Source organism: Chryseobacterium sp. MFBS3-17, from assembly GCF_020687745.1.
Lineage (GTDB): Bacteria > Bacteroidota > Bacteroidia > Flavobacteriales > Weeksellaceae > Marnyiella.
Genome location: NZ_JAJEWK010000010.1, coordinates 132544 through 157296 on the forward strand (window position 1 = coordinate 132544; position 24753 = coordinate 157296).

General features: G+C 42.1%; 24 protein-coding genes and 1 tRNA gene. 22 read left to right on the forward strand and 3 right to left on the reverse strand.

The genetic code is table 11. The annotated features are described in order from the left end of the window. Window positions 1-77 precede the first annotated feature (77 nt). Both LKO26_RS08355 and LKO26_RS08360 read left to right on the forward strand, forming a co-directional pair. Window positions 78-3161, forward strand: a complete 3084-nt coding sequence (locus tag LKO26_RS08355) for an McrB family protein (protein WP_227587402.1) — start codon at window positions 78-80, stop codon at window positions 3159-3161. Then, window positions 3151-4410: an McrC family protein gene (locus LKO26_RS08360; RefSeq protein WP_227587403.1), complete on the forward strand. Its 1260-nt coding sequence runs from the start codon at window positions 3151-3153 to the stop codon at window positions 4408-4410. The genes LKO26_RS08355 and LKO26_RS08360 overlap by 11 nt, the downstream gene beginning before the upstream one ends. Window positions 4411-4632: 222 nt before the next feature. Here LKO26_RS08360 and LKO26_RS08365 read toward each other — a convergent pair. Together LKO26_RS08365 and mce are read right to left on the reverse strand one after the other, a co-directional pair. Then, window positions 4633-4706, reverse strand: a tRNA-Ile gene (locus LKO26_RS08365). Between the two features lie 75 nt (window positions 4707-4781). After that, window positions 4782-5180 (reverse strand): methylmalonyl-CoA epimerase, encoded by a 399-nt coding sequence (gene mce, locus LKO26_RS08370; RefSeq protein WP_227587404.1) that lies wholly within the window; start codon window positions 5178-5180, stop codon window positions 4782-4784. 93 nt (window positions 5181-5273) lie between these two features. Here mce and rbfA point away from each other — a divergent pair, with 93 nt between their 5' ends. From rbfA to LKO26_RS08410, 8 genes are all read left to right on the forward strand, one after another. Continuing rightward, on the forward strand, window positions 5274-5636 hold the full coding sequence (gene rbfA, locus LKO26_RS08375) for a 30S ribosome-binding factor RbfA (protein WP_227587405.1): 363 nt from the start codon (window positions 5274-5276) through the stop codon (window positions 5634-5636). 7 nt (window positions 5637-5643) lie between these two features. Beyond that, entirely contained in the window at window positions 5644-6855 is a 1212-nt protein-coding gene (locus LKO26_RS08380; RefSeq protein ID WP_227587406.1) for an ABC transporter permease, read from the forward strand. Between the two features lie 86 nt (window positions 6856-6941). Continuing rightward, on the forward strand, window positions 6942-8714 hold the full coding sequence (locus LKO26_RS08385; RefSeq protein WP_317206379.1) for an endonuclease: 1773 nt from the start codon (window positions 6942-6944) through the stop codon (window positions 8712-8714). Between the two features lie 64 nt (window positions 8715-8778). Continuing rightward, window positions 8779-9507 carry a shikimate dehydrogenase family protein gene (locus LKO26_RS08390; RefSeq protein WP_227587408.1) on the forward strand — a complete coding sequence of 243 codons (729 nt, stop codon included), beginning with the start codon at window positions 8779-8781 and terminating at the stop codon, window positions 9505-9507. A 148-nt stretch (window positions 9508-9655) separates the two neighbouring features. Continuing rightward, the gene (locus tag LKO26_RS08395) at window positions 9656-11623 is read left to right on the forward strand and encodes a DUF349 domain-containing protein (RefSeq protein WP_227587409.1); all 1968 of its coding nucleotides are present in this window, start codon (window positions 9656-9658) and stop codon (window positions 11621-11623) included. 17 nt (window positions 11624-11640) lie between these two features. Then, entirely contained in the window at window positions 11641-12174 is a 534-nt protein-coding gene (locus LKO26_RS08400; RefSeq protein WP_227587410.1) for a hypothetical protein, read from the forward strand. Window positions 12175-12230: 56 nt separating this feature from the next. Beyond that, window positions 12231-13259: a bifunctional diaminohydroxyphosphoribosylaminopyrimidine deaminase/5-amino-6-(5-phosphoribosylamino)uracil reductase RibD gene (gene ribD, locus LKO26_RS08405; protein WP_227587411.1), complete on the forward strand. Its 1029-nt coding sequence runs from the start codon at window positions 12231-12233 to the stop codon at window positions 13257-13259. 54 nt (window positions 13260-13313) lie between these two features. Next, window positions 13314-13922: an IMPACT family protein gene (locus tag LKO26_RS08410; protein WP_227587412.1), complete on the forward strand. Its 609-nt coding sequence runs from the start codon at window positions 13314-13316 to the stop codon at window positions 13920-13922. Between the two features lie 56 nt (window positions 13923-13978). Here LKO26_RS08410 and LKO26_RS08415 read toward each other — a convergent pair whose 3' ends face one another. Then, complete coding sequence (locus tag LKO26_RS08415) at window positions 13979-14686, reverse strand: zinc metallopeptidase (RefSeq protein WP_227587413.1); 708 nt, start codon at window positions 14684-14686, stop codon at window positions 13979-13981. A gap of 120 nt (window positions 14687-14806) precedes the next feature. On the opposite strand from LKO26_RS08415, the gene LKO26_RS08420 reads away from it, so the two are divergent. From LKO26_RS08420 to nuoK, 12 genes are all read left to right on the forward strand, one after another. After that, a complete protein-coding gene (locus tag LKO26_RS08420) occupies window positions 14807-15937 on the forward strand; it encodes a GNAT family N-acetyltransferase (RefSeq protein WP_227587414.1) in 1131 nt (376 codons plus the stop codon). 381 nt (window positions 15938-16318) lie between these two features. Then, complete coding sequence (locus tag LKO26_RS08425; RefSeq protein WP_227587415.1) at window positions 16319-16690, forward strand: NADH-quinone oxidoreductase subunit A; 372 nt, start codon at window positions 16319-16321, stop codon at window positions 16688-16690. Window positions 16691-16740: 50 nt separating this feature from the next. Beyond that, the gene (locus LKO26_RS08430) at window positions 16741-17298 is read left to right on the forward strand and encodes an NADH-quinone oxidoreductase subunit B (protein ID WP_227587416.1); all 558 of its coding nucleotides are present in this window, start codon (window positions 16741-16743) and stop codon (window positions 17296-17298) included. 60 nt (window positions 17299-17358) lie between these two features. Then, window positions 17359-17853, forward strand: coding sequence for an NADH-quinone oxidoreductase subunit C (locus tag LKO26_RS08435; protein ID WP_227587417.1), 495 nt, complete (start codon window positions 17359-17361; stop codon window positions 17851-17853). A gap of 36 nt (window positions 17854-17889) precedes the next feature. After that, window positions 17890-19113, forward strand: a complete 1224-nt coding sequence (locus tag LKO26_RS08440) for an NADH-quinone oxidoreductase subunit D (protein ID WP_227587418.1) — start codon at window positions 17890-17892, stop codon at window positions 19111-19113. Between the two features lie 65 nt (window positions 19114-19178). Then, entirely contained in the window at window positions 19179-19688 is a 510-nt protein-coding gene (gene nuoE, locus LKO26_RS08445; protein ID WP_227587419.1) for an NADH-quinone oxidoreductase subunit NuoE, read from the forward strand. Between the two features lie 83 nt (window positions 19689-19771). Then, the gene (nuoF, locus tag LKO26_RS08450; RefSeq protein ID WP_227587420.1) at window positions 19772-21127 is read left to right on the forward strand and encodes an NADH-quinone oxidoreductase subunit NuoF; all 1356 of its coding nucleotides are present in this window, start codon (window positions 19772-19774) and stop codon (window positions 21125-21127) included. Window positions 21128-21200: 73 nt separating this feature from the next. After that, window positions 21201-22214 carry a 2Fe-2S iron-sulfur cluster-binding protein gene (locus LKO26_RS08455; RefSeq protein WP_227587421.1) on the forward strand — a complete coding sequence of 338 codons (1014 nt, stop codon included), beginning with the start codon at window positions 21201-21203 and terminating at the stop codon, window positions 22212-22214. Between the two features lie 47 nt (window positions 22215-22261). Next, window positions 22262-23323 carry an NADH-quinone oxidoreductase subunit NuoH gene (gene nuoH, locus LKO26_RS08460; protein ID WP_227587422.1) on the forward strand — a complete coding sequence of 354 codons (1062 nt, stop codon included), beginning with the start codon at window positions 22262-22264 and terminating at the stop codon, window positions 23321-23323. Window positions 23324-23367: 44 nt separating this feature from the next. Further along, window positions 23368-23916, forward strand: coding sequence for a NuoI/complex I 23 kDa subunit family protein (locus LKO26_RS08465; RefSeq protein WP_227587423.1), 549 nt, complete (start codon window positions 23368-23370; stop codon window positions 23914-23916). A 1-nt stretch (window position 23917) separates the two neighbouring features. Then, a complete protein-coding gene (locus tag LKO26_RS08470; protein ID WP_227587424.1) occupies window positions 23918-24415 on the forward strand; it encodes an NADH-quinone oxidoreductase subunit J in 498 nt (165 codons plus the stop codon). 4 nt (window positions 24416-24419) lie between these two features. Then, window positions 24420-24749 carry an NADH-quinone oxidoreductase subunit NuoK gene (gene nuoK / locus LKO26_RS08475; protein WP_227587425.1) on the forward strand — a complete coding sequence of 110 codons (330 nt, stop codon included), beginning with the start codon at window positions 24420-24422 and terminating at the stop codon, window positions 24747-24749. The last annotated feature ends 4 nt before the right edge of the window (window positions 24750-24753 follow it).

The following is a 24753-nucleotide window of genomic DNA, read 5'->3' on the forward strand; positions in this document are numbered from 1 at the left end:
TTTAAAGAAATGATACCTTACCAACAATCAACAATAAAACAAAAATAACATTCCCTAAAATTTGAATGCAAAAATATATGAATTTTAAAGAATTTGTTGAATCTACTCCTGTTCAGGAAGTAAACGACTTTTGGAACAGCATAGATGATGTTCCGCAAACCGCAATAGACCGTAATTGGAAATACTCTTTCAAAAGAGACGGAAATTTAGTACCCGTAAAATGGTTTATAAAAGAGTTGGCAAAAAGTAAGAATATCGAAGTAGATTTCAGTTCAGATGACAATAACAGGGATCTCTTTTCTGAAAAGTTTGGTTTTGAGATTCACGAAGACTTGAAGTTCGACCAACAGGATCTAAAACGTTTTAAGAAATTTTACGAAACCTATGTACAGGATAAGTCGTTATTCCAATTTTTTGTAAATCATTCATTTAACGTACTGAAAGAATGTAATATTGATCCTTACCGTGTAAGAATGGCAATTACGCAAAGTAATGAAGCGATGATTATTGTTGGGATGAGGGCGGTAATATCGTATAAAAATGACAGACTTGGTTTCATCATCAGATCAGAAGATTTACCTGAGATTCAGGAACGTTATAATGTTGAAAAGGATTATGATTTTAAAGGTGGAGATGATGTGTCGTATGTGTATACTCCAAATTTTAAAGTCCCTGATAATTCTCTCAATTATCTGCTTCAAGTTAATCTCGAAACAATTAAGGCTGAATATAAAAAAATCTATAATCAGAAAATTTCAAGGTGGAATGCAGGTGCAAATACCACAAGTCAGACCTTACACAAAATTTTATTTGAAGGGGATAATGTGGAGGAATTTTTTAAAAATAATAATGAATTTAGAATGGAATACTTTGATTTGAATGGTTTGAAAAGGTATCCGCAATTGATAAATGAAAATTACGATCCCAATTCAGATGCGGCAAAGATTTTCAATGATACCAAAACAAAACTCAACTATCTTGCTGAACTATTTTCCGAGAGATTTGGAATAAAATTAAAAAATAACTATAACGAGAAGATTAATAAACAGGCAGGAAGAGGCGCAAATTTTCAAAGATTTAAAGACTATGTCTTAGTAGGTTACATTCCAAGTCAGTTTTCCGATGTTGGAAATAATATTTTCATCAAACTATCTTTCGGATTTTGGGATGGTGTACCTAAATTTCACTATCAAATTGATGTTAATTTTAAAAAGGACAATAACCCTTACAACTCAGATCGGGACTATCTTTTGAAGTTAGATCCATATTGGTTAACTGTAAATGAAAATTTCCCTCAAAGTTGGGATGAATTATTGCAGAGAACGGGAAACCAATTTAAGAAGGTTTTGGAGAAATTAGAGGCATACTTACACCATAAATATGACTTTGATTATAATTTTTTGAAAAATTTTGAAAAATGGTATAATCAGAAATATGGTGAACTCTCCGAAGTCAAGCGAGTGATGTGTTTTGGGTTTTTGTATCAGATAGAAACCCAAAAAAAAGTATTGACGAAGGAGCAAATTGACAAATATGACCAAGAATCTTTATTAATAATTAAAAGTGAGATTCCGAATTTTAACTATGAAGGAATAGATGTTTTTGGATTATATGTAGATGAACTACTAAATAAATTAACTACCATGAATAAAAAATCTCCATTAAACCAAATCCTTTTCGGAGCACCCGGCACGGGAAAAACCTTTTCAACCAAGAAACTTTCTGTTGAAATTATTGACGGGAAACCATATGGTAATTCAAAGGAAGAACGAGCAGAAATCATCCGTAAGTACGAAGATTACACCAAACAACAACTGATCAAGTTTACTACTTTCCATCAAAGTTTGAGTTATGAGGATTTTATTGAAGGGATAAAACCGATTATGAGTGATGAAGAGTCTTCATCAAGTAAGATTGATTATAAAATTGTCTCAGGAATTTTCAAGAATGCGTGTGCCGTTGCATCTTATTATTGTTACAGGGAGCAACCCAAAGAAAAAACTATTGAAAAACAATACGATTTTGATGAATTGTACGATTCATTTTTGGACTATAACCGAAATCTGCCCGAACCCAAAGTGTATTACTCCATTTCAGGAAAACCCATGGAGATATTCGAAATCAATAAGAATGATTCCATACGTGCAAGGTCTCAAGGTTCAAACTCCATTCATGTTGCACCTCTAACAAGGGAAAATTTGTTGAAATTATATGATGAATTTTCTGATCCAAAAGAGATCATTAATCTTCAACAAATAAAAGATGTGGTTGGAATTACGCCAAGGCTAACAGAATTTTATGGAATTTTTAAGGGTCTGAAAGAATTTGAAAAAGACTATTTTAAACCCACTGATAAAGAAGAATCTGAAAAAACGGAAATAAATTTCGGTCAGGATGAAATTATTAAAAAGTTTGAAGCAGGCGTTTTCAAAAATGCGGTGAAAAATACGGTGGAACAGGGAGTCACTCCCGTTGTATTGATTTGCGATGAAATAAATAGAGGAAATGTTTCTTCAATATTTGGTGAACTGATTACGCTATTAGAAGAAGATAAACGAATGGGTAACAATGAAGCGATTGAAGTTACTTTACCTTACAGTAAATCAGAATTTTCTGTTCCCCACAACCTGTATATCATCGGAACAATGAATACTGCCGATCGAAGTGTAGAAGCCTTGGATACCGCATTAAGAAGGAGATTTTCATTTACAGAAATGAAATCTGATCCACATGTTTTGGAAAATTATCATTTGACAGGAGGACAAATTGAGGGCGGAATTGATTTAATTAAATTGCTTACATCCATAAATCAGAGAATAGAAATCCTGATCGATAAGGACCATCAGATTGGCCATTCCTATTTTATCAATGTAAATGACCTTTCACAACTCCAACACACTTTCAAAAACAAGATCATTCCACTGTTGGAAGAGTATTTTTATGGTGATTTTGGTAAAATTGGTTTGGTGTTGGGTGATAATTTTGTGGGATACAATGAACCGAAGCAAAATAAAGATATCCTCTTTAAATTCAAAGGTTACGATGATGTGGAGTTCCTCACAGACAAAAAAATATTCTTTGTGAAAGATATGAGTGAAGTTTCCGCATCAGACTTCATTTCTATTTATAGCGGTTCATTATTGAATTCAAATGAGTCATAAAAATTTCATACAGGTTTTTGAATATCAGAAACTGAGGATTGGTGAAGATGGTTTCAAAGAAAATCATCTCAATTCACTCGTGAAATTCAATGAAAAGAACGGAAATAAGTATTTTACCCCGATTTACAATGGCGTTCAGTTCGGTTCATATGTTGGAGTAATACAGGTTGGTGGTTTAACCATTGAAATCCTTCCCAAAGCAGACAGGGATACTTCAAATTCTAAAGAAAACAAAAATCTTTGGCAGGGAGTCCTCCTGAATATGCTGAGAGTATGCAAACATATTCAAGTAGACAATGTTTCAGAGACAGGTTTAAAAAAGAAATACAATTCCATCCTCGAAGTTTATTATGAGATCTTCCTGAATGAGGTAGAACAGTTGGTAAAGAAAGGACTGATTAAGAAATACCGCAGGATCGAAAACAACCAACTTTCTCTAAAAGGGAAATTGGTTTTTTCAAGGGATATTGAGAGGAATTTAGTTCATAAGGAGCGGTTTTTTTGCGAACATCAGGTTTATGATAAAGACCATGTAATTCATCAGATTCTATTTCAGGCACTGAGAATTCTTGATGATTTGGTTTCCAATAATCTTCGCGATAAAGTAAAAAGACTCCTGTTTGAGTTCAACGATTTCACCTGTTCAGATTTCAATGCCAAACATTTTGAAAAACTGAAACTCGACCGAAAGTCTCAGCCGTATCAAAAATCATTGGACATTGCAAAAATGTTGATCCTAAATTATTCTCCAAATCTCAATTCGGGACAGGATCAAATGTTGACGCTCTTGTTCGATATGAATAAACTTTGGGAAGAATACATTTACAGGGTTTTGCAAAGGCACGCAGATAATTCTGATTACAGTGTTTCGGCACAGGAAACTCAGAATTTTTGGGAGCATAAGACGATACGACCCGATATCGTTGTAACCAATAACCATAATCAGGAAAAGATCATCATAGATACCAAGTGGAAAATTGTTGATAACAATAATCCTTCGGACGATGATTTGAAACAGATGTTTACGTATAACCTGCATTGGGGCGCAAGTAAATCTATTCTCCTGTATCCGCAAATCGAGCAAAAAGACTCCGCATTTGGACGATATCGTCATGAGCCATACAGGAACATGGGCGAAGAGTGGAAGTCCGTAAAGAACACCTGCAAAATAGGTTTCATATCAATATTAAATGAAAATATGATCAGGAATAGTAACGAGATATGGCAGGAAATAATTGCTAAAATGTAAATCCTTTCTTACAGTTGAGGAAATTGTAAATATAAAATTGACTTTTTTATCCTCTTCATATTTGTGCAAACCTTATCTTTTTATAGAATTACATGGGAAATGTTGGGAAAAGATTATTAATGAAACGAACTATCGGGCGAAAATCGGGCAAAAATTGGGCAAGTGTTTTATCCCATAAATAAAAATCGCCACCTACATTCCGTAAGTGGCTGATTTTAAGAGTGGCCCAGCCTGGGCTCGAACCAGGGACTTGCTGATTATGAGTCAGCTACTCTAACCAACTGAGTTACAAGGCCTGCTTTTATCAAATGAATATAAGTTTCAATTGGGTTTGCAAAAATAACGTTTTTTTGAAGATTTCAAAACTTTATTTAAGATTTTTCCATGCAAAGTTCTACCAGAACCCCATTCGTAGATTTGGGATGCAGAAAAACCACCAGCTTATTGTCTGCCCCTTCCCTGGGTTCTTCGGAGATAAACATAAAACCCTCGCCCTTCAAACGCTCTATTTCTGCATAAATATCCACTACCCCGAAAGCAATATGGTGAATGCCCTCGCCTTTCTTTTCTATAAATTTGGCAATGGGACTCTCAGCATTACTGGCTTCCAAAAGCTCTATCTTGCTCTCACCAGCTTTATAGAAAGAGGTAGTCACCCCCTCCCGCTCCACAGATTCTCGTTTGTAGGAAGCTTTTCCCATGAGCCTGGCAAACAAATTATCCGACGTTTCCAAAGATCTTACGGCGATACCCAAATGTTCAATTTTCATAGTGATATTTAAAATTTCATTACTGTTTCTGCCTTGTTTACAGATGCTTTCGCAGGCAGGGTTTATTTCAAACAAAAGTAGTAAATTTGCGCCATGAACGAAAGCAACAGACAAAGAAAAGTTTCTCAGATTATACAGGAAGATTTCGCCGAACTTTTCCGCAAGCAGTCTTCAGAAAGTAATCAGAATTTTCTGGTTACGGTTTCAGATGTAAAAGTGACTGCCGATCTGAGTATTGCTAAAATTTACCTGAGCATCTTTCCACAGGAGTTCAGAAAGCCGATAATGAAAGAAATAGAGGAAAACAAATCCCAGTACCGCAACTTCCTCGGCCAGAAAATGGCAAAACAGGTGCGCATCATCCCCGAACTGCAATTCTACCTGGACACGACCCTGGATGATGTAGAAAAAATTGAAAAAGAACTTCGCGGTGAAGGCGACAACCCTGTTCTCTGATTAATCTGTGGCTCATACTGCTTTTTATATTGCCAAACGATACCTGATTGCCAAAAAAGGCAGTACAGCGGTAACCTTTATTACCTGGCTGGCCGCCATTGCCATGATGGTAGCGGTAGCTGCCATGTTCATCATCATCTCTGTATTTTCCGGCCTTGAAGACATGAACCGTACCCTCATTGCGAATCTGCATGCAGATATCACCATTAAAAGCAACCAGGGAAAAGCCCTGAAAAATGTAGGTAAAATTCAGAGTACCTTATCTGCTCATCAGGAAATCAGCAGTTTTTCCAAAGCCATAGAAGAAAAAGTGTATATAGAATATGGCGGCAAAGGAGATATCGCGTTCCTGCGTGCCGTAGATTCTTCCTATATTTCTGTGAACCCCATTAACAACAGTGTTTTCTACGGAACCTACCCCACTTTTGAGTTTCACAATGAAGTCATTATGGAAAACCAACTGGGCAACCGTTTATCTATGCCGGTGGGCAACGATGCTGAATTCGGTACCATTTTCATGCCCCGGGCCGGTACAGGACTCATTAACAAAGAAGAAGACATCTTTAATAAAGAAGCCATTTATGTAACCGGGGTTTTCTCGGGAAATGACCAACTGAACAACTACATTATTGCTCCTATAGAACTGGGTCAGCAACTGCTGAATCTGCCTGAAGGTTCGGCATATCAGATTTTGATTAAACTCAAAAATACAGAAAATACTGAATCAGTGCGTGCAAATCTGCGTTCTGTATTGGGCAAAGACTATGTACTGACTACCAAAAAGGAAGAAAATGCTGCGTTCTGGAAGATGATCAATATCGAAAAACTCTTCATTTATTTCATCTTCGTACTGGTGATTTTAATCACCACCTTTAATCTGGCCGGAGCCATCATTATTTTGCAGCTGGATAAAAAAGAACAGGCCCGTGCACTGCTGGCACTGGGACTGCCCATTGCGACCCTGCGCAGAACATACTTCTACACCGGAATTCTGATTGTAACCACCGGCATTGTAGTGGGTCTGATTATTGGCACCGCCGTTTGTCTGCTCCAGCTGGAAACCGGCTTTTTCAAGGCAAATGCCGCTATAGACCTGCCCTTCCCGGTGCGGATTCTACCGGAAAATTATCTGATAACGGCTGCCACTGCCGCTGTATTCGGTTTTCTGATCTCGTGGATTTTCTCCAAGGTCAACAAAAACCATCTGATTAAGAGTTAATTCGTCAATACAATATTTTGTTGTAATTTTACACCCTTGAATTTTATTGTTTTCCGAACATGAAAAAAACATCTATATTGCTCATTTTGAGCTTATTTACCTCAATGCTTTCGGCTCAGTATGACCCGCCGGCCAATTATTATAACGCCGCAGCCGGTCTTACCGGGGCTCCGCTGAAGTCTGCACTGAAAACCATCATCACAAACGGACACAGTGATCAGGGTTATGGCGGATTGTGGACCGCATACGGAACCACAGACCGTGATTATTTTTATGATAATGACGGGAAAATACTGGATATCTATTCCGAAAACCCGACCGGTCCGGATCCGTATAATTTCAACTACGGTACCAATGACCAGTGCGGAAATTATTCTAATGAAGGCGACTGCTATAACCGGGAGCATATTGTGCCACAAAGCCTCTTTAACGAAGCTTCACCCATGAAAAATGATGTGCACCATGTACGTGCCACAGATGGCAAGGTAAACGGTATGCGCGGCAACTTCCCGTTCGGGATGGTGGGTTCGGCAAGTTATACTTCGGCCAATGGTTCTAAAGTAGGAAGCTCGGTATCTGCGGGTTATTCCGGAACTGTATTTGAGCCTATTGATGAATTTAAAGGAGATGTAGCGCGCATGATTTTTTACTTCGTGACCCGCTACGAAACACAACTGAGCGGTTTCTCTTCGGGCAATATGCTGGGAAATACCGCCTACCCTGGACTTCAGCCATGGATGCTTCAGCAATTGCTGTTGTGGCACGCCCAGGATCCGGTTTCCACCGCAGAGCTGGCAAGAAACCAGGCATCCTACGCCTTTCAGGGAAACAGAAACCCATTCATTGACAATCCTTCATACGTCAACTCTATCTGGGGACCCCAGGATACAATTGCGCCTACTGCACCTTCTAATCTGACAGCTTCTGCGCCCACAACCAATTCAGTACAACTGGACTGGACTGCAGCAACAGACAATACCGGTGTGGTGGCTTATCAGATTTACGTAAACGGTGTACTGCACAGTACGGTAAGCGGCACAACCCTGAGCACCGTAGTGGGCGGACTGAACCCTAATACGACCTATAATTTTTATGTGATTGCCAAAGATCAGGCCGGCAACAGCTCGCCTGCAAGCAATACCGTATCTGAAACCACACTGGACGGAGGCGGAACTCCCGGCGGAAGTTGCGGAACCGAAGATTTCGAAAACATTCCAGCCGGAAGCAGTGGCAGCTACACAAACAGAACGTGGACCAACAACGGAATTACCTGGAATGCCACAGATGCCCGTACAGACCAGACCATCACCAACAAAGCGATTACCATCAGAAACGGTTCGCTTACTTCTTCTACAGTGAGCGGCGGCATCAGCAGTCTAACCGTTACCACACAACTGAAATTCAGCGGAAGTGCAGGAAGTTTCAACCTACGTGTAAACGGGAATATTGTGGGAACCATTCCGTACAGTGGCACTGCGAACACCTCGATAACCACCACCATCAACAATATTAATGTCACGGGCAATGCCATCATCAGCATTACAGACAACACCTCTACCGGAAACAGAGTAGCTTTTGATGACCTTACCTGGACCTGCTACACGCTGGACACCCGCGAAACTGCGGAAATACAGACCATTTCCATATACCCAAATCCGGTGGTAAACGGCGAACTGTTTGTAAAAGGTAATGATCTGAAGAAAATTCAGAAGGCAGAAATCTACACCACAGAAGGCAGAATGATTCAGAAAGAGCAACAGCCATTCAAAAATTCAAATAAAATCAATTTGAAACCCATGAAAACGGGCATGTATATCCTGAAACTGGATCAGCAATCTTTTAAATTTCTGGTTCGCTGATCGCCCTACAAATAAATCATACACCGACCGGAGTTCGCTCCGGTCTTTTTTGTAATTTTGACAGATGAATGCTGCATTAAAATTTGGCTTAATCGGTAAAGATATCGCCTACTCTTTCTCCAAAAAATATTTTCAGGACAAATTTCAGAGGCTCATGCTTCATGATCATTCTTATGAAATCTACGACCTGAAAAACATAGAAAAGGTGCTGCCGATTTTGCAAACCCCAGATCTCCGGGGACTAAATGTGACCATTCCCTATAAAGAAGCAATCATTCCTTACCTGGATGCGCTGAGTTCAGAAGCTGAAAAAATTGGTGCGGTGAACACCATTGTCATAAAAGACGGAAAAAAAACCGGCTACAATACGGATGCACCCGGATTTGAAAAGTGTTTTCTGAAATTCCGGAAGCAGAGGCATCAGTCGGCACTTATTTTAGGCAACGGCGGCGCTGCAAAAGCGGTACAATATGTTTTTCAACAATCAGGCATTCCCTATAAAACCGTATACCGCAAAGGCGAAATCACCTTTGAAAATCTGAGCCCGGAAGACGTTTCCAAACATTTAGTTGTGATTCAATGTACACCTGTAGGAACATTTCCCGGCGTTACAGACTGCGTACCTTTTCCGTTTGAAGCGCTGACTCCGGAGCATCTCGTTATTGATTTGATTTACAATCCTGCGGAAACACAATTCATCAAAAACGCCTACAGCCGCGGTGCAAAGACCTATAACGGCCTGTTCATGCTGGAAAATCAGGCGGAAAAAGCCTGGGAACTCTGGCAAAAATAAACCGGAAGCCTTGCCATAATGAGATATGCCAGCGAATTTTTCAGCTCAATTTTCTGTTAAAAAAATTTTTGATTATATTTAATGCGAAATTTACGGGCTTCACCGCGAATCCCGCTAACCAGGAACTATCATCTAAAAAAGATTGGCTATGACACCGGATCATCACAACACGGAGCACGAAAATGTAAACCCTTCAGCAGAAGAAATTACAAACGGTACAGAACAAAACCCGCACACGGAAGATGTAAAATCTGAAAGCATTTTGCAGGAACAGGATGCACCCGTGAAAGACAGTGGTCCGCAGATAACCGAACCTGAAACAGACCACACTTCCTCTGAAGTTGCAGCAACTCCGGACACAACAGCTGACGCAGCCACCACTGAACCTGCTGATGATGCAGGTAAACATGAGGACGATGCCGATGCAGAACATCATTCCCTGGAAGAGGAACTGAAAGGCCTGAGTCTGCCGCAGTTGTTTGACAGAATGGAGAAAATCATCAACAGCAAAAATGCCGGTGCAGAATACCGCATGTTCAATCTTTTGCGCGATGAAGCATCCAGACATATTACGGACGAAACAGAAGAGAAGAAGCAGGAATTTACCGATGCCGGAAACCCCGCAGAAGATTTCAGCTATGAACACCCTTCCAAAGCCAAACTGTCTGGTCTGCTTTCCATTTATAAGGAAAAACATGACGAATACCACAAAGCGCAGGAACTGGAGCACAGTAAAAATCTGGAAGAGCGTCAGTCCATTATAGAACGACTGAAAAATCTGTACACCAATTCTGAAGCCGGCACCAATTTCTTCAGGGAAATCCGCGAAATAAAGGAAGCATGGACCCATGCCGGACAAGTAGCGAAAGCAGAATTCAAACTTTTAAACAACAATTATTTCCACCATCTGAATCAGTTTTACCAGATGCTGGATATGAATAAAGAGTACCTGGAGCAGGAATATTCCCATAATCTGGAAAAAAGAGAACACATTATAGCCAGAGCCCGCGAGCTGGAAAATGAACCTTCTGTACAGAAAGCCCTGAACGAACTGCAGTATCTGCACAAACTATGGCGCGAGGAAGCAGAACCTGTGGCTGAAGAATTCCGTGAGAAAACATGGCAGGAGTTCCGGGAAATCTCCAATAAAATACACGAAAGAAAAGCCGAACTCAATGCGCAGATAGAAGCAGAACAAGCCGTAAATCTGGAAAAGAAAAATACCATCATTGAGGAAATTAAGAAACTGACGACACCGGATAAAGATCCTAACCATAATTACTGGCAAAACGCCATTAAAAAAGTAGAAGAACTGCGTCTGGATTTTCTGAAAACCGGAAGCGTTCCGCGCAAAATATCCAATCAGAACTGGAATGAGTTCAAGCAGATCCTGAAAGCCTTTAACAATAAGAAAAATGAGTTTTACAAAGGACTGAAAAACAGTCACCAGCATAATCTGGAAGAAAAAATGAAACTCATTGCAACGGCTAAAGACAATATGCTTTCTGAAGACTGGGAAACCGCCGTGCCGCTCTTCAAAAAAATGCAGGAGGACTGGAAAAAAATCGGACATGTACCCAGAAGCATGACCAACAAAATATGGGATGAATTCCGTGAAGCATGCAATACTTTTTTCAACAATTACCGCCAGAAAAATGACGTCGCTACAGATAACTGGAAAGAGAATTACAAACAAAAAAGAGCATTGCTTGATGAGCTGAACCAGGTAACAGACGAAGCCGGAAGCGTAGAAAAAATAGAACAGATCAAAACCGCATGGAACAACATTGGTAAAGTTCCGAGGGATAAAATCAGCATCAATTCAGAATTCAACAAATCTCTGAGAGAAAAAATGAAACTGAATAAAATCCATGATTATGAACTGAAGGAAGAAGGACTTTCTGAAGACCAGATTACCGATAAAGCCAGAAAAATCAAAAATCAGATCAGCGATCTAGAGGCCGAAATCGTGAAGCTGGAAAATAATTTAGGCTTCTTCCACAATCCTACGCGCGAAAATCCGTTATTGAAAGATACCTATACCACCATAGATGATAAAAAAGCACAGCTGGATGCTATGAAACAAAGCCTGCACAAAATCATCGCCGGTGAATAAACATCAAAATATAAAATATGATTAAGAAAATAGCAACTACCGTTTTATTGTCTGCAGCGTTTTTTGCGTTTGCACAAGATGTGGAAAACCGCATTGAATACCCTCAGGAATTTGAACTTGCCGGCAAATCATTCAAACTGACAAAATCTGATATATCTTCGCAGGAAATTGTCGTACAAGAATACGTGGCCAAAGATGAGAGCACTGCAAAATCCGGCTCAAAGCATAAAGCACAAAGCAAAATTACCATTACCCGCTATCCCAAAGTGATGGAAAAAGAGATCATAGAGCATCAAATGGCGGAGCTGCAAGAGCATAATAAAGCAAAAAACATGGAAGCCTCAGAAGTTGGAGATCATTTGTACATGGTAAGTTATGACGCTCCGAACGCTTCCGGAAAGACTGAAAAGCAAGAAATTTATTTTAAAATCGTCAGCGCACCGGATGGTGATGTATCAAGCGCATATAAATTTGTACAAACCGGTGCAGCGCAGGATGAGGAATTCAGAACCCAATTTAGAAAATTTGCAGAAGTATTCCCGAATCAATAAGCAGTTAAACATACCGAACACACACGCTCAACCCCGGTTGAGTGTTTTTTTTAACAATGAATCACGAAATCTACATCAGGAGATGCATTGAACTGGCTCAAAATGCCCTGGGACAGACCTACCCCAACCCTATGGTGGGAAGCGTAATCGTTCATAATGGGAAAATCATAGGCGAAGGTTACCACCGCAACGCCGGCGGCCCTCATGCAGAAATCAATGCCATCAATTCGGTGGAAAATCCGGAACTGCTGCCGGAGTCTACTATTTACGTGTCACTGGAGCCTTGTGCTCACTTTGGCAGAACGCCACCATGCGCCCACAAAATCATCGAAACAGGCTTCAAAAAAGTGGTGATTGGTGCACGGGATTCCCATGAAAAAGTGAACGGCAGGGGAATACAACTGCTTCAGGATGCTGGCATAGAAGTCATGTCGGGAGTTCTGGAAGAAGAATGCAAAGCGCTGAATAAAAGATTTTTTACTTTTCATCAAAAGAAAAGACCCTATATCGTTTTGAAATGGGCGGAATCTGCAGACGGATTTATTGACCATGATTTCAAACCGGTATCCATCGGAAATTCCCTTAGCAAACAATTGGTACATACAATGCGCCGGCAGGAACACGCCATCATGGTAGGTACCCAAACAGCACTGAATGACAATCCGTCCCTTACCACCCGGGAAATCTACGGAAGAAACCCCGTGAGAATCCTCACAGATTTTGATTTAAAGGTACCCTCAACCTTCAGCATATTCAATGACCAAGCCGAAACGCTCATCATCAACAGCATTAAGAATTCATCGGAGGGCAACCTGCACTGGATTCAAACCGGTAAAAATGATTTTCTGACCCATCTTATGCAGGCACTTTATGAGAGACAAATCCAGTCTGTGCTGGTAGAAGGCGGAAGTTTCACGCTACAACAATTCATAGATGCCGGTCTTTGGGATGAGATACTGGTCATTAAAAACCCGGAGCTGACCCTGAAAAACGGAACCCGTGCACCACAATTGTCTGCAGAAGTTTCAGAAATTCAGCAACTCAGAGCTAATATTTTACATTTTTACCGGCGTCATGAAGCTTAAATGAGTTCAAAAAATTGATCATATTCATTTCTATTATTAATTTTGACCTCAGATATGAATTCCATCTATTCACTCCAAACCATAAAGGCACCGGTAGAAGACACCTTACTGAAGGAAAAAGGCAGCAAGTTCCTTGGATTTGCATTTCCGCTGGAGCAAGAACAAGACATCCGCCGGTTTTTGGATCAGGTACGGGAGGCGCATCCCAAGGCTACCCATCACTGTTACGCTTTCCGGTATGGCCTTCAGGGTGAAAACTACCGTGCGAACGATGACGGAGAACCCTCCGGAAGTGCAGGACTGCCCATTTACAACCAATTGCTGGCACATGATCTCACCAATATCCTGCTGATTGTGGTCCGTTATTACGGCGGCACAAAACTGGGCGTTTCCGGACTGGTAAAAGCCTATAAAGAATCTGCAAAAATAACGCTGGAAGCATCAGTAATCATCACCCGTGAACTGGAATCATCTCTCCGGGTACAGTTTAATTTTGAACAACAAAATGTCATCTTTACCATACTCAATAAATACAACGGCAAAATTCAGGACTTTTTGACCGATGAACAATGTACCATTCTGGCAAAAGTAAAAACAGCAGACCGCGAAATAATCGCGGAACAACTTTCAGAAATGCAGCATGTCACATTTGAGTTTGACTAAAACGCATCAAAAAAAACCCCGGAAAAACCGGGGCTGTCATATCATCAGTTCGTCATTTAATCTCTTCTTCCCATCAGCAGTGATGCCCAATACAGCAACTGTGCCAGGGAGCCGATGGCGGCCACCACATAGGTTCTGGCTGCCCATTTCAGAGAATCCTTCACACCCACAAACTCTTCTGCAGTCACGGTTCCGGTATCTTTCAGCCATTTCATAGCTCTGTTACTGGCGTCATACTCCACAGGCAGAGTCACAAATGCAAACAATGTAGTCATGGCAAACATGGCCACGCCTATGGCTAAAACCGTAGTATTTCCGTTTGGATTTTCGATGGTCTGGGTTGCCCCCATCAGCACAATACCTGCAATCAGCACAAACTGCATCAGATTGGAACTGATCTGTACCACAGGGACCAGCTTGGAGCGCATCTGCAGCATGGAATACCCCACTGCATGCTGTACCGCGTGCCCGCACTCATGAGCAGCCACCGCAGCCGCAGCCGCATTTCTCTGCATATAAACCGCTTCAGAAAGATTCACTGTTTTATTCACAGGATTGTAGTGGTCTGTCAACTGACCCGGCACAGAAATCACCTGTACATCATGAATTCCACTGTCGCGCAGCATTTTTTCTGCGACTTCTTTTCCGGACATTCCGTTTCGCAGGTGAACTTTTGAATAGTGAGCAAATTTAGACTTCAGTCTTGCAGACACAAGCCAACTCACCAACATGGATAAACCAATAATTAAATAATAACCTCCCATTATAACTTGTTAATTTTATTTTTCTTGATCAAGACTATAGAAGCTATAAAAAGTATGCCAAATACTCCCTTCTATTCCGCTTTTTACCCTATATTTGCCCCACTAGAAACAGCGCATTCCATGTCTGAAATTACTGTTATTGAAGTTAAAACACCAAAGCAAATGATGGATTTCATTCGGTTTCCGATGTGGCTTTACAAAAATAACAAAAATTTCGTTCCGCCTCTCATCAGAAATGAAAAAGACTATTGGAATCCCTCCTTAAACCCCGCTCTTTCACATGCAGAGACACAATTATTTCTGGCCTTTAAAAACAACAAAATTGTCGGCAGGATTGCCGTCATGCTGAACCATCTGGAACTGAAAGAAACCGGAGAAAGTAAAGTACGGTTCGGGTGGATTGATTTTATTGATGACAAAGCCGTCTCTGCTGCACTCATGGAAACTGCAGAAAATTTCGCACGGAGGCACGGCATTTCCAAAATTGAGGGCCCCATGGGATTTACCAACCTGGATAAAGCAGGCGTGCTGACACTGGGATTTGACAAACCGGCTACCATGATTGGTATTTACAATGCAGAATACTATGCTGTCCATTTTGAAAATCTGGGTCTGACAAAGGAAAAAGAGTGGGTGGAATACGAGTTGATTTTCCCGGATGAACTTCCGGAGAAAGTCACCAGATTCAACACTCTCATTAAAGAAAAATATGGTTTGAAGGTTATGAATTTTAAATCTAAAAAAGATTTTCTGCAGCTGGCAGATGCCATGTTTATTCTGCTGGATGAAACTTACAAACACCTGTCTACCTATACGCCGCTTACCGAGGCGCAGATTAAAACTTACAAAGAGAAATATTTCCCGCTTCTGGACAAGGACTTTGTGATTTGCATTGCCGATGCCCAAAATCAGCTCATTGCCTTTGCCGTAACCATGCCATCTTACTCTGATGCCCTGCGGAAAGCCAATGGTAAACTGTTTCCTCTTGGGTGGTGGCACCTGCTGAATGCCGCTAAAAATAACGACCGGGCCAATTTTTATCTCATCGGCATCCATCCGGAATATCAGAAACGAGGCGTGACTTCCATCATTTTCAAAGAAATGTTTGAGGTCTTCAAAAAGAAAGGAATCCGGTACCTGGAAACCAATCCGGAACTGGAAGACAACAAGGCCATACAATTGCTGTGGCAAGACTACCACCCGGTGAATCACAAACGAAGAAGAACTTACTCCAAAACTCTTACCCTATGAAAAATCAACTCCTGATTTACGCTTTTTTGGTCAGCATCTTCGTTATCTACAATTTATTTTTCGCGGTTGCAGATGAACGTACACATAATCTGATCAACATCCTTTTTTCCAGCTTTCTTTTTCTATACATTGCCTATCTTGCTTTTTTAGCCATCAGAAAAATAAAAAAAGTATCAAAAAAGCAATAAATTCACAACAATTTGGAATTATTCTAAATTACCAGCAATACAATTCCTGACAGGGGTATTTTCGGCTGATAAATTTCGTCTGTTACCTATAATTACCTAAATTTGCACATTAAGTGTATTTTGAACACTGTAGTGCATGGTGACGCCATTTGAAAACGGCTGATGTCACAACATAGTTAAATAAATAATTGACATGAATTTACCTGAAAATTACATACCGATATTGATACAGGCTGCTGTGGGAATTGGTTTTGTACTGTTATCCCTGGCGGGAACCCACCTGTTGGGTCCCAAACAAAAAAAGGGAGACCATATTAAAAATCAAAGTTTTGAGTGTGGTGTGGAAGTAGAGGGCAATGCCCGTACACCATTTTCTGTAAAATATTTCCTTACCGCTGTTCTCTTTGTACTTTTTGATATAGAAATTGTTTTCTTTTATCCGTATGCTGTGAACTTCCGCGAATTTGGCATGGAAGGATTCCTGGCAGTGCTGGCATTTGTATCCGTATTCTTTCTGGCATTTATGTATGTCTGGAAACGCGGTGCCCTGGACTGGGACCGGTAGGGTAAACTGAACTCGCAAATCACTATTCAAATTTTAAAAAACAAAAAATTATGTCAGATAATAAACCGGTTGTAAGAATGGATGCCCAGCCACCGGCCGGGTACGAAGGTGAAGGTTTTTTTGCTACCAAACTGAGCAGTGTCATTGGTTTGGCAAGAAGCTACTCCCTTTGGCCATTACCGTTCGCAACCTCATGCTGTGGAATTGAATACATGGCATTTCTGAACCCGACGTATGACGGCTCCCGCTTCGGCATGGAGCGTAATTCCTTCTCACCGCGCCATGCAGATATGCTGATGGTATGCGGAACTATTTCCAAAAAACTGGGACCTGTGCTGAAACAGGTCTATACCCAGATGGCAGAACCCAGATGGGTGGTTGCCGTAGGTGCATGTGCTTCCAGCGGAGGTATTTTTGATACCTATTCTGTACTTCAGGGAATAGACAGAATCATCCCTGTAGATGTGTACGTGCCGGGATGTCCGCCAAGACCGGAACAGATTATAGAAGGCGTGATGCAGGTGCAGGCTCTGGCGCAGAGCGAAAGCATTCGCCGGAGAGACACTCCGGAATATCAGCAATTACTGGAATCTTACGGAATAAAATAATTTTTAGCTTCGTGCAGAAGACCAAAAAAACCTGCACCAGAAGCCTGAAATAAAAATACTATGACAAACGAATTTGTTTTGGACGCCATAAAACGGGAATTTCCGGACAGTGTGATTGCTGCCGCTGAACCGTACGGCATGCTGACGCTGGAAGTAAAAAAAGATGACGTAAAGAAAGTCATTCATCACCTCAGAGATTCGTCTCTGGGATTTAATTTCCTTACAGATGTGTGTGGAATTCACTATCCGGATGATGCCGAAAAAGAACTGGGTGTGATTTATCACCTTCAGAATATGGAAGCCAACATCCGCATCCGCCTGAAAGCTTTCACACAAAAGGAAGGTGCAGAATTTGACACTTTGACCGATCTTTTTGCAGGTGCCAACTGGATGGAAAGAGAAACCTTTGATTTTTACGGAATAAAATTTAAAGGGCATCCGGATCTGAGGGTCATTCTGAATATGGAAGATCTGGGCTATCACCCTATGCTGAAGGAATACCGACTGGAAGATGGTACCCGCGAAGACAAAGATGACACCATGTTCGGAAGATAAACAGCGATTACTGCTTATTGCCTAACGCAAATAATTATGAAAGACAACGCATTATCCAATCTTATCAATCAATACGGATCTCAGGAACAGATAGACGGGCAACTGTATACCCTGAACCTGGGGCCCACCCACCCTGCCACGCATGGAATTTTCGAAAACGTTCTGACTATGGACGGCGAGAGAATTCTGCACTCAGAGCAAACAGTGGGTTATATACACCGTGCCTTCGAGAAAATTTCTGAAAGAAGAAATTTCGCACAGATTACTACCCTTACGGACCGGATGAACTATTGCTCTGCTCCTATCAACAACATAGGGTGGCATATGACGGTAGAAAAACTCATCGGGTGTGAAGTACCGAAAAGAGTAGATTATATGAGGGTCATCATGATGGAACTTGCCCGTATTGCAGACCATATGGTGTGTAATGGGGTCACCGCCATGGATGCAGGAGCCATTACAGGACTCACCTATCTTTTCAGAGAAAGAGAAGCCATCTATGAAATATATGAGCAGATCTGCGGAGCCAGAATGACCACCAATATGGGCCGGATTGGCGGTTTTGAACGGGATTTTACTCCCAAATTTCATGAACTGCTGCAAACCTGGCTGAAGAAATTCCCTAAAATATGGGGTGAATTCTGCGCGCTGAATGAGCGAAACAGAATCTTCATGGACCGTACCATTAAAGTGGGTGGGATTTCTGCAGAACGTGCGCTGAGCTACGGATTCACCGGTCCCAATCTGCGGGCTGCAGGTGTGGACTATGATGTGCGCGTAGCCAATCCTTATTCTTCCTATAATGATTTTGACTTCATTATCCCCATCGGAACTTCCGGGGACACCTATGACCGGTTCATGGTACGCCAGCAGGAAGTGTGGGAAAGTCTGAAAATCATAGAACAAGCTTATAAAAATCTGCCGGAAGGACCTTTCCATGCAGATGTTCCGGAGTTTTATCTTCCGGAGAAAGCTGATGTCTATAATAATATGGAAGCCCTGATTTATCATTTCAAAATTGTAATGGGCGAAACAGAAGTACCGAAAGGTGAAGTATACCATGCCGTGGAAGGAGGAAACGGGGAACTCGGATTCTATTTGGTAAGCGACGGCGGCAGAAGCCCGTACAGGCTTCATTTCAGAAGACCATGTTTCATCTATTACCAGGCCTATCCGGAAATGATTAAGGGATCCATGATATCAGATGCCATTGTCACCATGTGTTCCATGAACGTGATTGCCGGCGAACTGGACGCATAAGATTAAATAACAAAATTGAATCGTGTACACCGGTACACCTTTTAAGAATTAAAAAAGTTAATAAAGTGAGCGAAAATATTGCTTTTAAACCTGAAACATTAGAACAGGTTCACAAAATAATCGCAAGATATCCGGCCGGACGTCAGAAATCTGCACTCATTCCCGTTCTGCATATTGCGCAGAAAGAATTTGGGGGCTGGCTGGATGTTCCGGTAATGGACTATGTAGCCACCGTTCTGGAAATTAAACCCATAGAAGTTTACGAAGTAGCCACGTTCTATACCATGTTCAATATGCAGCCTGTAGGAAAATACGTACTGGAAGTATGCCGTACAGGACCCTGCATGACCCGTGGCAGTGAGCATATTCTGAACCACATTCGTAAAACACTGAATATAAAAGATGGTGAAACTACGGAAGACGGGATGTTCACCCTGAAACCTGCCGAATGTCTGGGTGCCTGTGGTTATGCACCTATGATGCAGATTGGCAAATTTTATCACGAGCACCTCACCACAGAAAAAGTAGATGAAATCCTGGAACTTTGTCGCCAGGGAGCGCTCGCACTGGACTAAAACTAATTTTGGAATTCAGAAAAAATTGTAATTTCAAATCATGTATAATGACTGCAAGCCATTTGCAATAAGTATATTAAAAAATGAGTAAAAAACTTTTACTTAAAGACGCCCATATAGAAGGAATCCGCTATTTTGATGTGTACAGAAAGCAGGGCGGATATGCCGCTGTGGAAAAAGCACTGAAGATGCAACCCGAAGAAATCGTGGAAGAAGTAAAAACTTCCGGACTCAGAGGGCGCGGAGGAGCCGGATTCCCTACGGGCATGAAGTGGAGCTTCCTGGCTAAACCAGAAGGAGTGCCCAGATATCTGGTCGTGAATGCGGATGAATCTGAACCGGGAACATTCAAAGACCGGTATTTAATGGAATTTCTTCCCCATCTGCTGATAGAAGGGATGATTGTTTCCTCCTTTGCACTGGGGGCAAACACTTCCTACATCTATATCCGCGGAGAATATTCCTGGATTCCGGACATTCTGGAAGAAGCGATAGAAGAAGCCAAAAAGAACGGTTTCCTCGGTAAAAATATTCTGGGTACAGGCTATGACCTGGAAATATATGTGCAGCGTGGTGCCGGAGCCTATATCTGTGGTGAAGAAACAGCCCTGCTGGAATCCCTGGAAGGCAAAAGAGGAAACCCACGTCTGAAACCACCGTTCCCTGCGGTAAAAGGATTGTGGGAATGTCCAACTGTGGTGAATAATGTAGAAACCATCGCTGCGGTGGTTCCTATTATGAATATTACAGGTGCCGAATACGCCAAAATCGGCGTGGGCCGTTCTACCGGAACCAAACTGATTTCTGCCTGCGGAAACATTAACAAACCCGGCGTGTATGAAATAGACATGACCATTACCGTAGAAGAATTTATATATTCTGATGAATACTGTGGCGGAATTCCCAATGGCAAGCGACTGAAAGCCTGTATTCCGGGCGGAAGCTCTGTACCGGTGGTACCGGCAAATCTGCTGCTGAAAACCATCAACGGCGAACCCAGACTCATGAACTACGAATCCCTGGCGGACGGTGGTTTTGCTACCGGAACCATGATGGGATCCGGAGGTTTCGAAGTACTGGATGAAGATCAGTGTATCGTAGAGCATACCATGTCACTGGCCAGATTCTATGCACACGAAAGTTGCGGACAATGTACGCCGTGCCGCGAGGGAACTCCATGGATGTACAAAATCCTGAAAAAAATAAATGACGGCGAAGGGACTATGGCAGACATCGATTTACTGTGGGACATCCAAAGAAAAATTGAAGGAAACACCATATGCCCTCTGGGAGATGCTGCGGCATGGCCTGTGGCAGCCGCCATCCGCCATTTCCGGGATGAATTTGAATGGCATATCAATAATCCGGAAGCACTGACGCGGAATTATGGCCTGGCCAATTATGCAGATCCCATTCCGGTTCCTCAGGAAAATGCCTGATGCCGGCAGATGTAACCTGTATTTGCATCTGACAAAATAAGTTTTTAATAATTCATTTTTGAATTTACAGATAATGAGCGACGAGATTAAAAAATTTAAAGTAACCATAGACGGACAGACCACAGAGGTCCTGCCCGGAACTTCCATACTGGAAGCAGCCAGACAAATTGGCGGCAAATCCGTGCCACCGGCCATGTGTTACTACAAGCCTCTGGAAACCAGCGGAGGACGATGCAGAACCTGCCTGGTAGAAGTATCCAAAGGATCTGAAGCAGATCCGAGACCTATGCCAAAACTGGTAGCAAGCTGCAGAACAGGCGTAATGGACGGTATGGAAATTAAAAACCTGACCTCCGAAAGAACCCAGGAAGCCCGAAAAGCGGTGACCGAATTCCTGCTGGTAAACCACCCGCTGGATTGTCCCATCTGTGACCAGGCCGGGGAATGCCACCTGCAGGATCTGGGTTACGAACACGGTGTGGAACAAACCAGAACCGAGTTTGAAAGAAGAACCTTCGAGCCGGAAGATATCGGTCCGTACATCAAACTGCATATGAACAGATGTATTCTGTGTGCCCGCTGTGTACTGGCGGCCAATCAGCTTACCGAAAAAAGAGAACACGGAATTCTGTTCCGCGGAGATCATGCAGAAATTTCAACTTATCTGAACAAAGCGCTGGACAATGACTTCATCGGGAATGTAATAGACGTTTGTCCGGTAGGAGCATTAACAGACAGAACCTCCCGTTTTGCTAGCCGCGTATGGTTTACCAAACCCATGGATGCCACCTGCTCCTGTGACAAATGCTCCGGGAAAGCTGTACTGTGGATGAAGGGCGAAGAAATCATCCGCGTGACGGCCCGCAAAGATCAGTATGACGAAGTGCAGGACTGGATTTGCAACACCTGCCGTTTTGAGCGCAAAGAATTGAAACACTGGACCATAGAAGGTCCAAGACATATAGACAGACATTCGGTAATCTCTCTGAACCACTATCAGAAAGCGGCAGATGAACATACTTTGCTTGACAATGCCGGTGCCAAAGAAATCAGTCACCAGGACGAGCAGCAGGCAGAACAACTGTAAAACCTGAATAAAAATAAGATTATTGTCTTTTCTTTTGAACATTATTTATGGAACTTATTACATTTAAAATCATTCTGGTAGTAGCCCTTTTTGCGGTTTCTCTGGGCATTGCTGCCTACTCTACCTGGGGCGAGCGCAAGCTGGCTGCAGTCCTGCAGGACAGAATCGGACCCAACCGTGCGGGACCTTTCGGGTTACTGCAACCCCTGGCAGACGGCGGTAAACTTTTCTTTAAAGAAGGATTTATTCCGGCCAATGCAGAAAAATTCTTGTTCATTCTGGGGCCGTCTATTACCATGTTTATTGCCCTGGTTACCGGTGCGGTTATTCCCTGGGGACAAACTTTAAATATCGGCGGTGAATCCTTCAGCCTTCAGGTGGCCAATATTGATGTGGGCGTTTTATTCCTGATTGGTATGGTATCCATAGGCGTGTACGGAATGATGATCGGAGGTTGGGCTTCCAACAATAAATATTCACTCATTGGTGCCATCCGTGCCTCCTCACAAATGATTTCCTATGAACTGGCCATGGGTCTCTCTCTGCTGTCCATCATCATGATGAGCGGAAGTCTGGATCTGAACAAAATTGTGACCGATCAGGGTTCCGGTATGCTGTGGGGTCTGATTCCGGCAGATGGCTTTAACTGGAATATTTTTTATCAGCCACTGGCATTCATTATATTTCTGGTAGCGGCAATGGCAGAAACCAACCGTCACCCGTTTGATTTGCCGGAGTGTGAGTCTGAACTGGTAAACGGATATATGACCGAATATTCATCTATGAATTTTGGGATGTATATGTTCGGCGAGTATGTGAATATGTTCATCTCTAATGCACTGATTGCTACCTTGTTTTTCGGTGGATTTAGCTATCCGGGAATCGGATGGGTTACCGAGAACTGGGGAGAAAACATCGCCGGAATTCTGAGCATTGTGTCCATTTTGGCCAAATCCATCATCGGAATTATGATTTTCATGTGGATTCGCTGGACAATACCAAGATTCAGATATGACCAGCTGATGCACCTGGGATGGAAAACCCTGATCCCGCTTGCATTACTGAACCTGGTGATTACCGGTGCTGTAATCCTGCTATTTGGAAACTAATGTGAAAATTTGATTTTCAGCTATTAATAAAGAAATTTAGTTAAATGAAACTTACAAACAGGTCAAAAGTTGTCTCAAATAAGGAAATGACCTTTATGGAAAAGCTTTACCTTCCGGAGATTGTGAAGGGTATGGCCATTACCTTAAGACATGCGCTGGAAGGTCCGAAAGGAAAAGTGTTTTCTTATCCGGAAGTACAAAAACCCCGGGCCAAAGTATGGCGCGGACACCACGTACTAAAGCGGGATGAAGAAGGACGCGAAAGATGTACTGCCTGTGGCCTTTGTGCCGTGGCGTGCCCTGCAGAAGCCATTACCATGACCGCTGCCGAGAGAACCAAAGAAGAAAAACACCTTTACAGAGAAGAAAAATATGCTTCCGTATATGAAATCAATATGCTGAGATGTATTTTCTGCGGCATGTGTGAAGAAGCTTGTCCGAAATCTGCCATTTACCTGACCGACCGTCTGGTAGATGTAGAAGAAAACAGAGGTTCTTTTATCTATGGAAAAGATAAACTGGTAGAGGATGTGAATAACCGCATAGACATTACAGACAGACAGTCTGAGAAACAAAAAAAAGCAGTGAAATAATATGGAACAGTTTTTATTTTTCTTCGTCGCTTTTTTAGCTATCGTAAGTGCTGCATATTTTGTTTTTTCCAGAAATCCGATGTATGCCCTGCTTTCCCTCATTGTCACCATGTTTTCCATAGCGGGCATGTACATTCTGCTCAATGCTCAGTTTCTGGGCATCGTTCAGATTATTGTGTACGCCGGTGCCATTATGGTCCTCTTCCTGTATATTTTGATGATGCTGAACCTGAACAAGGCAGATGAAAGTAAAAAGCAAAATACGCTGAAATTCATCGGGGTGTTCAGTGCCGGTATTTTACTCATCGGGATGCTGGGTGCCTTCCGCGGAGTAAAGCAGAATATTCTGGCAGAAGACGGAATTGATTTTTCTGTGGGCCTTACCAAAAACCTGGGAAGACTTTTGTTTAACGAATATGTAGTGCCGTTTGAGCTGGCCTCCATCCTTATTTTAGCTGGGATTGTAGGCGCAGTACTCATCGGGAAGAAAGATTTATAGTATTATGGGAGAAGTAAATAGTTTTATACAGACTATACCGCTGAATTATTTTGTGATTCTGTGTACGGTTTTGTTCTGTCTGGGTGTATTGGGCGTGCTTTTGCGCAAAAATGCCATCATCATCCTGGGGTGTGTAGAGTTAATGCTGAATTCCGTAAATCTTTTGCTGGCCGCATTTGCAAGCTATATGGGCGATGGCCACGGACAGATTCTGGTATTCTTCATCATGGTAGTGGCAGCGGCAGAAGTAGCCGTGGGACTCGCCATCATCTCCATGATGTACCGAAATACCCGCTCGGTAGATGTCGGAATTTTTAACAAACTAAGAGGATAAGGAG

Coding starts and splice junctions, on each gene's coding strand:
- LKO26_RS08360 (WP_227587403.1), top strand. CDS start 3,151: ATGAGTCATAAAAATTTCATACAGGTTTTTGAATATCAGAAACTGAGG.
- LKO26_RS08465 (WP_227587423.1), top strand. CDS start 23,368: ATGAAACTTACAAACAGGTCAAAAGTTGTCTCAAATAAGGAAATGACC.
- LKO26_RS08425 (WP_227587415.1), top strand. CDS start 16,319: ATGAATTTACCTGAAAATTACATACCGATATTGATACAGGCTGCTGTG.
- LKO26_RS08430 (WP_227587416.1), top strand. CDS start 16,741: ATGTCAGATAATAAACCGGTTGTAAGAATGGATGCCCAGCCACCGGCC.
- LKO26_RS08455 (WP_227587421.1), top strand. CDS start 21,201: ATGAGCGACGAGATTAAAAAATTTAAAGTAACCATAGACGGACAGACC.
- nuoF (WP_227587420.1), top strand. CDS start 19,772: ATGAGTAAAAAACTTTTACTTAAAGACGCCCATATAGAAGGAATCCGC.
- mce (WP_227587404.1), bottom strand. CDS start 5,180: ATGAAAATTGAACATTTGGGTATCGCCGTAAGATCTTTGGAAACGTCG.
- nuoK (WP_227587425.1), top strand. CDS start 24,420: ATGGGAGAAGTAAATAGTTTTATACAGACTATACCGCTGAATTATTTT.
- LKO26_RS08395 (WP_227587409.1), top strand. CDS start 9,656: ATGACACCGGATCATCACAACACGGAGCACGAAAATGTAAACCCTTCA.
- LKO26_RS08410 (WP_227587412.1), top strand. CDS start 13,314: ATGAATTCCATCTATTCACTCCAAACCATAAAGGCACCGGTAGAAGAC.
- nuoH (WP_227587422.1), top strand. CDS start 22,262: ATGGAACTTATTACATTTAAAATCATTCTGGTAGTAGCCCTTTTTGCG.
- LKO26_RS08440 (WP_227587418.1), top strand. CDS start 17,890: ATGAAAGACAACGCATTATCCAATCTTATCAATCAATACGGATCTCAG.
- LKO26_RS08470 (WP_227587424.1), top strand. CDS start 23,918: ATGGAACAGTTTTTATTTTTCTTCGTCGCTTTTTTAGCTATCGTAAGT.
- LKO26_RS08420 (WP_227587414.1), top strand. CDS start 14,807: ATGTCTGAAATTACTGTTATTGAAGTTAAAACACCAAAGCAAATGATG.
- LKO26_RS08390 (WP_227587408.1), top strand. CDS start 8,779: ATGAATGCTGCATTAAAATTTGGCTTAATCGGTAAAGATATCGCCTAC.
- LKO26_RS08435 (WP_227587417.1), top strand. CDS start 17,359: ATGACAAACGAATTTGTTTTGGACGCCATAAAACGGGAATTTCCGGAC.
- LKO26_RS08355 (WP_227587402.1), top strand. CDS start 78: ATGAATTTTAAAGAATTTGTTGAATCTACTCCTGTTCAGGAAGTAAAC.
- rbfA (WP_227587405.1), top strand. CDS start 5,274: ATGAACGAAAGCAACAGACAAAGAAAAGTTTCTCAGATTATACAGGAA.
- LKO26_RS08400 (WP_227587410.1), top strand. CDS start 11,641: ATGATTAAGAAAATAGCAACTACCGTTTTATTGTCTGCAGCGTTTTTT.
- ribD (WP_227587411.1), top strand. CDS start 12,231: ATGAATCACGAAATCTACATCAGGAGATGCATTGAACTGGCTCAAAAT.
- LKO26_RS08415 (WP_227587413.1), bottom strand. CDS start 14,686: ATGGGAGGTTATTATTTAATTATTGGTTTATCCATGTTGGTGAGTTGG.